Here is a 5,254-nt window from a genome sequence, read left to right as displayed (position 1 = left end):
GCCCCGGCCCCTTGCCGTGGTGCCGCCCACCCCCCCGCGCGGCGCGAGGGGGAGGGTGCGGACTACTTCTTGCGGCGCTTCTCGCGGACGCGCACCGAGATCGAGATCGGCGTCCCGACGAAGCCGAACTCCTCGCGCAGGCGGCGCTCGACGAACCGGCGGTAGCCGGCCTCCAGGAAGCCCGAGGCGAACAGCACGAACCGCGGCGGGCGGGTGCCGGCCTGGGTGCCGAACAGGATGCGGGGCTGCTTGCCGCCGCGGATGGGGTGCGGGTGGGAGGCGACCAGCTCGCCGAGGAAGGCGTTCAGGCGGGCGGTCGGGATACGGGTCTCCCAGCCCTCCAGCGCCGTCTCGATCGCCGGGACGAGCTTCTCCATGTGGCGGCCGGTCTTCGCGGAGACGTTCACCCGCGGCGCCCACTGGACCTGGACGAGATCGCGCTCGATCTCGCGCTCCAGGTAGTAGCGGCGCTCCTCGTCCAGCTGGTCCCACTTGTTGTAGGCGACGACGACGGCCCGGCCGGCCTCGACGGCCATCGAGATGATCCGGGTGTCCTGCTCGGCGAGGGTCTCGCTGGCGTCGATCAGGACCACCGCGACCTCCGCCTTCTCCAGCGCGGAGGAGGTGCGCAGCGAGGCGTAGAAGTCGGCGCCCGCGGTCAGGTGGACCCGGCGGCGGATGCCGGCCGTGTCGACGAACTTCCAGGTCTTGCCGCCGAGTTCGATCATCTCGTCGACCGGGTCGCGGGTGGTGCCGGCCAGCTCGTTGACGACCACCCGCTCCTCGCCGGCGACCTTGTTGAGGAGGCTGGACTTGCCGACGTTCGGGCGGCCGATGAGGGCGACCCGGCGCGGGCCGCCGATCTGGCCGTTGCCGAACACCTGCGGCGGGGCCTCGGGCAGGGCCTCCAGGACGGCGTCGAGCAGGTCGCCGGAGCCGCGGCCGTGCAGCGCGGAGACCGGGTAGGGCTCGCCGAGGCCGAGCGACCACAGGTAGGCGGCCTCGGCCTCGGTGGACGGCCCGTCGACCTTGTTGGCGCAGAGCACGACGGGCTTGCCGGCCCGGCGGATCAGCTTGACCAGGGCCTCGTCGGTGTCGGTGGCGCCGACGGTGGCGTCGACGACGAAGAGCACCGCGTCGGCGGTCTCGATGCCGAGCTCGGCCTGGGCGGCGACCATGGCGTCCAGGCCGAGGACGTCGATCTCCCAGCCGCCGGTGTCGACGAGCTTGAAGCGGCGGCCGTTCCAGGTCGCCTCGTAGCTGACCCGGTCGCGGGTGACGCCCGGGCGGTCCTCGACGACCGCCGCGCGGCGGCCGATGATGCGGTTGACCAGGGTCGACTTGCCGACGTTCGGGCGGCCGACGACGGCCAGCACCGGCAGCGGGCCGTGCGAGGCCGCGTCCAGGTCGGCGTCGACCTCCTCGGCGTCGAAGCCCTCTTCGGCGGCCAGCGCCATGAACTCGGCGTACTCGGCGTCGCCCAGCTCACCGTGGTGCGCGGCGGTCTCGTTGCTCATGTGTGTTTTTCACTTTCCCGGCGCGGCCCTTCCCAGGGGCGTGCCGTGCGTACCTGCCCTGGCGGGCAGCGCGAAACTACGTGTCCCGTAGTCGGAGGACGGGCCGGAGGGCCCGAGGGTGGTCAGACGGCGGACAGCCGGCCGGCCCGCTCCGCGACCACGGCGACGACGGTGTCGATCACCTGGTCCAGAGTGAGCTCGCTGGTGTCCACCAGGACGGCGTCCGGGGCCTGGGTCAGCGGGGCCGTCTCCCGGGAGGAGTCGGCGGCGTCCCGGCGGGCCAGGTCGGCGGCCATGGCGGTGATGGTGGCCTCGTCGACGCCCTTGGCGCGCAGCTCGGCCGCGCGGCGCTCGGCGCGGGCGGTGCCCGAGGCGGTCAGGAAGATCTTGGCGGTGGCGTCCGGGAACACCACGGTGCCCATGTCGCGGCCCTCGGCGACGATGCCGCGCCCGGCGACCTCGGCGCAGCCGCGCTGGAGCTCGACCAGGCGGGACCGGACGGCCGGGACGGCGGAGACCGCGGACACCTTGGCGGTGACCTCGGGGCCGCGGATCGGGCCGGAGACGTCCTGGCCGTCGACCGTGATGGTCGGGCCGGCCGCGTCCGTACCCGAGACGATGAGGGGCTTGCCGCAGGCGATGGCGACCGCCTCGGCGTCCTCCACGTCGACGTCGTTGGCCAGCATCCACCAGGTCATCGCCCGGTACATGGCGCCGGTGTCGAGGAAGCTCAGGCCCAGCCGGGCGGCGACCGCCCGGGAGACCGTCGACTTGCCCGATCCGGAAGGTCCGTCGATGGCGACGACGACCGGGGCGTGCGCTCGGTCGGCAGTGTCCACGGGGCGAACCTCTCTCTCGGGCCGGCGCGCTGGAGGCCGGGATGACTATCTCAAGGTTAATGGACCGGCGGAGGCTCCCGATCCGCCTCCTGCGGGCCGCCCGGCGGCCCGGGCCGGGTCCGCGGGCCGGGGGCGGTCAGTCCCGGATGGCCCAGCCCCGCTCGCGCAGTCCGCCGATGAGGGTGCGCACCGCCGTCGGGGCGACGTCCAGGTGCACGTGGCCGACCTGCTGGCCGGTCGAGTGCTCGATGGTGACGTCCTCGATGTTGACGCCGAGCGCACCGACCTCGCCGAACAGCCGGCCGAGCTCGCCGGGCTGGTCGCCGAGGACGACGGTGACCGTCTCGTACCGGGTGGGCGGGGCACCGTGCTTGCCGGGGATGCGGGCCTGGCCGGTGTTGCCGCGGCGCATCACCGACTCGATGCCGGCCGCGCCGTCGCGCCGCCCGCCCTCGTCCGCGCACTGGAGGGCGCGCAGCGCGGTGACCGTCCGGTCGAGGTCGGCGGCGACCTCCTGGAGCACGTCGGCGACGGCCGCGGCGTTGGCGGAGAGGATGTCGCCCCAGAGCAGCGGGTCGGAGGCGGCGATCCGTGTGACGTCGCGCACACCCTGGCCGGAGAGCCGGACGGCGGTCTCGTCGGCGTGCTCCAGGCGGGCCGCGAGGATCGAGGAGACCAGCTGCGGGGCGTGCGAGACCAGCGCCACCGCGCGGTCGTGGGCGGCGGCGTCCATGACGATCGGGACGGCGCCGCAGAGCGCGACCAGCTCCAGTGCGGCGTTCAGCGCCGCCGTGCCGGTGTCGGGGGTCGGGGTGAGGACCCACGGCCGGCCCTCGAAGATGTCCGCGCGGGCGGCGAGCGGACCGGAGCGCTCGCGGCCGGCCATCGGGTGGCCGCCGATGTAGTGGACGGTGTCGCAGCCGAGGTCGGCGATGTCGGCGCGCGGCCCGGCCTTGACGCTGGCCACGTCGGTGTAGCTGCGGGCGAGGCCGCGCTGCTGGCAGTCGGCGAGGACCTTGCCGACCAGGGCCGGCGGGACGGCGACGATCGCCAGGTCGACGGGGCCGTCGGGCGCCTCGGTGGTGCCCGCGCCGAGTGCGGCGGCCGTGCGGGCGGCGTCCGGGTCGGCGTCCTCCAGGTACACGGTGACCCCGCGTCCGCTGAGGGCGAGGGCGGCGGAGGTGCCGATCAGTCCGGTGCCGACGACGGCGACTGTGCGCATGGCGGGGTACGTCTCCTGGGACGGTCGGTGTGCTGTCGCCGCCCATCCTCCCGTACCGGCGCCGCCGCCCGCGCGCGGGGCGCCCCCGGGGGGGGCCCGGCGGGGCGGCGGCGCGGGGGTGCCCCGCTCCCCCGCGGCGCGGTGCGCCCCCGGGGGCGGGCGCGCAGCGGCCCGCCCGCCGGGCGCCGGGGGTCAACCCCCCGTCGGGTGCTGGCGCCGGCCGCGGGGCGCGGCCACAATGGCGGGGTGACTCTCTCCCCCGCCGAGGCCGATGCCGTCCTCGCCGAGAACTTCGCGCCGTGGGTGCAGGCGCTCAAGCTGTCCGTCGTCGAGGTCGGCCCCGCCCACGCCGTGCTGCGGCTGCCGTGGTCCGACGAACTGGCCCGGGAGGGCGGCGGGTTGAGCGGACAGGCGCTGATGGCCGCGGCCGACACCGCGACCGTGGTCGCCCTGTCCGCGGCGCGCGGCGGGTACGGGCCGATGACCACGATCCAGCAGTCCACCACCTTCCAGCGGGCCGTGGTCGGCGCCGACGTGCTGGTGACCGCACGGGTCACCAAGTCCGGCCGGCGCCTCGCCTTCACCGACGTCACCCTGACCGCCGAGGGGGAGTCGGAGCCGGCCGCGCACGCCACCACGGTCTACGCCTTTCCGGGCTGATCCCGCCCCGCGCGCACGGGATCGCGTCCGACCCCTACTCACCGGGCCTACCGCGCAGTAGCCTCGCCGGGCCGCACCACCCCGCGGCCCGACGATCGTGGAGGCCCGATGCGCCCTCTCCTGTCCAGACGTGCCCGACTCGCCGCCGTCACCGCCGTGTTCGCCGCCTCGGCGCTCGGCCTGTCGGCCGGCCCGGCCGCCGCCGCCCCCTCCTCACCGACCTCCGAGATCCCCCGGTACTACCTGGCGCTCGGCGACTCGCTGGCGGCCGGCTACCAGTCCACCCCGGACGGCGGCCACGTGGTGGGCCGCGGCTACGCCCAGGACATCGCCCGGACGCTGGGCGAGCGGGCGGCGGCCAAGAAGCGCGCCTTCGACTTCACCGACCTGGGCTGCCCGGGCGAGACCACCGGCACCATGGCGGGCGGCGGCTGCCCCTACCCGCACCCGTACCCGGACTCCCAACTCGCCGCCGCTGTCAGGTTCCTGCGCGAGCACCGCACCGACCGGGTGCTGGTGACGCTGGACATCGGCGCCAACGACGTGGACCGGTGCGCGGCCGGCGGCTCGATCGACCTGCCCTGCGCGGTGAACGGGGTCGCCCAGGTCGGCCGCGGCCTGTCGACCGTGCTGGCTCAGCTGCGCGAGGCCGCCGGCCCGCGCACCCGGATCATCGGGATGAACCTCTACGACCCCTTCCTGGCCGCCTGGATGACGGGCGAGCAGGGCAGGACGACGGCCGCGCTCTCGGTGCCGCTGGCCGCCGCGCTGAACGCCACCATCGGCGCCGTCGACGCCGCGTACGGCGTGCCGACGGCCGACGTGGCCGGCGCCTTCGCCACCTACTCCGCCCTGCCGACCGTCCCGCTCGGCGGGCAGCAGGTGCCGCTCAACGTGGCCCGCATCCTGCAGTGGACGAACATGGCGCGCGGCGACATCCACGCCAACGACACCGGCTACCAGGTGATCGCGGACACCTTCCTGGCCCGGCTCTGAGACCGCGGGCGCGCCGGGGC

General features: G+C 75.4%; 5 protein-coding genes. 2 read left to right on the top strand and 3 right to left on the bottom strand.

Features of this window, described 5'->3' with window-relative positions; genetic code table 11:
* Nucleotides 1-62: 62 nt before the first annotated feature.
* The 3 genes from der to ACFV0G_RS34685 form a co-directional block, all read right to left on the bottom strand.
* A complete protein-coding gene (der, locus tag ACFV0G_RS34695; protein WP_380556570.1) occupies nucleotides 63-1,517 on the bottom strand; it encodes a ribosome biogenesis GTPase Der in 1,455 nt (484 codons plus the stop codon).
* Nucleotides 1,518-1,639: 122 nt separating this feature from the next.
* Complete coding sequence (gene cmk / locus ACFV0G_RS34690; RefSeq protein ID WP_380556568.1) at nucleotides 1,640-2,356, bottom strand: (d)CMP kinase; 717 nt, start codon at nucleotides 2,354-2,356, stop codon at nucleotides 1,640-1,642.
* A 136-nt stretch (nucleotides 2,357-2,492) separates the two neighbouring features.
* The gene (locus ACFV0G_RS34685) at nucleotides 2,493-3,578 is read right to left on the bottom strand and encodes a prephenate dehydrogenase (RefSeq protein ID WP_380556566.1); all 1,086 of its coding nucleotides are present in this window, start codon (nucleotides 3,576-3,578) and stop codon (nucleotides 2,493-2,495) included.
* Between the two features lie 246 nt (nucleotides 3,579-3,824).
* Between ACFV0G_RS34685 and ACFV0G_RS34680 the strand changes: the two genes are divergently transcribed.
* Together ACFV0G_RS34680 and ACFV0G_RS34675 are read left to right on the top strand one after the other, a co-directional pair.
* Nucleotides 3,825-4,238, top strand: a complete 414-nt coding sequence (locus tag ACFV0G_RS34680) for a PaaI family thioesterase (protein WP_380556564.1) — start codon at nucleotides 3,825-3,827, stop codon at nucleotides 4,236-4,238.
* A 108-nt stretch (nucleotides 4,239-4,346) separates the two neighbouring features.
* Complete coding sequence (locus tag ACFV0G_RS34675) at nucleotides 4,347-5,234, top strand: SGNH/GDSL hydrolase family protein (protein WP_380556562.1); 888 nt, start codon at nucleotides 4,347-4,349, stop codon at nucleotides 5,232-5,234.
* Nucleotides 5,235-5,254 lie beyond the last annotated feature (20 nt).

Source organism: Kitasatospora sp. NPDC059571, assembly GCF_042735675.1.
Classification (GTDB): Bacteria; Actinomycetota; Actinomycetes; order Streptomycetales; family Streptomycetaceae; genus Kitasatospora.
Note: the sequence above shows the minus strand (reverse complement) of the source record. Positions and strands in the feature narration are given on the sequence as shown.

What these genes read in the sequence shown, in the direction of transcription:
- der (WP_380556570.1), bottom strand. Translation starts at nt 1,517, where the DNA reads ATGAGCAACGAGACCGCCGCGCACCACGGTGAGCTGGGCGACGCCGAG.
- ACFV0G_RS34685 (WP_380556566.1), bottom strand. Translation starts at nt 3,578, where the DNA reads ATGCGCACAGTCGCCGTCGTCGGCACCGGACTGATCGGCACCTCCGCC.
- ACFV0G_RS34675 (WP_380556562.1), top strand. Translation starts at nt 4,347, where the DNA reads ATGCGCCCTCTCCTGTCCAGACGTGCCCGACTCGCCGCCGTCACCGCC.